The organism is Acidovorax sp. KPB24-07, assembly GCF_057543315.1.
The window spans coordinates 1-834 of sequence record NZ_BAAJYS010000810.1 but is presented as its reverse complement, the minus strand read 5'-3'; the positions used below and the strand labels follow the sequence as shown (position 1 = coordinate 834).

Annotated in this window: 1 protein-coding gene; it reads right to left on the bottom strand. The window is 73.5% G+C overall.

Translation table 11 applies throughout. The features are described 5' to 3' along the window. Nucleotides 1-23: 23 nt before the first annotated feature. Nucleotides 24-719 carry a precorrin-8X methylmutase gene (locus AC27IQ_RS25990; RefSeq protein WP_487091361.1) on the bottom strand — a complete coding sequence of 232 codons (696 nt, stop codon included), beginning with the start codon at nt 717-719 and terminating at the stop codon, nt 24-26. Nucleotides 720-834: the final 115 nt, after the last annotated feature.

Genomic DNA, 834 nt, shown 5'->3' with positions numbered 1-834 from the left:
GCCGCGGCGCACGGTCTTTTCCATCATGGCGACAGCGTCCCCGGCATCGCGGCCTTCTGGCGGGCCTCGGCCAGCGCCAGCAGCGCGTGCAGCGCGGCCACCACCAGCGTGGAGCCGCCCTTGCGGCCGCGGATGACGATCCACGGCACCGCGTCCACGCCGGCCATCAGGTCCTTGGATTCGGCGGCGGAGACGAAGCCCACCGGCATGCCCACGACGAGCGCGGGGCGCACGCCCTCCTCGCGGATCAGCCGCACCAGTTCGATGAGCGCCGTGGGCGCGTTGCCGATGCCGACGACGGCCCCCTGCAGCAGCCCGTGCCGGTGCGCCTTGCGCATGGCCTGCACGGCGCGCGTGGTGTCCTCGGCCTGGGCCCGGGCGATCACGTCGGCGTCGCTGATGAACTGGTGCGTGCGCATGCCGAAGTGGGCCAGGCGCGGCTGCGACAGGCCCGAGCAGATCATCTCCACATCGGCCACCACGGGCGCGCCGCCGCGCAGCAGGGCGGCGATGCCGGCCTCCACCGCCTTCGGGTGGAAGTCGGTCAGGCCGTTGAACTCGAAATCGGCGTTGGCGTGGATCATGCGGCGCACGATGGGCCACTGCGCCGCGGTGTAGGGGTGCGGGCCGGCCTCGGCGTCGATGATGGCGAAGCTGTCGTGCTCGATGGCCTGGCCGGCGCGCGTGAGCTGCTCGGTGACGGTGTTGACGGTGCTCATGCCGTGGCGGTCTCGTGCGGGTGCTGGTGCAGGTGCGGGTGTGGGTGCGCCGCGCCATGGGCATGGTCGGCCCCGTGCGGGGCGTGCGCGTGCCGGTGCACAAGCGCCCCGGCCG

Bases quoted from the DNA above. Each gene is read 5' to 3' on its own strand.
- AC27IQ_RS25990 (WP_487091361.1), bottom strand. From the start codon at position 719: ATGAGCACCGTCAACACCGTCACCGAGCAGCTCACGCGCGCCGGCCAG.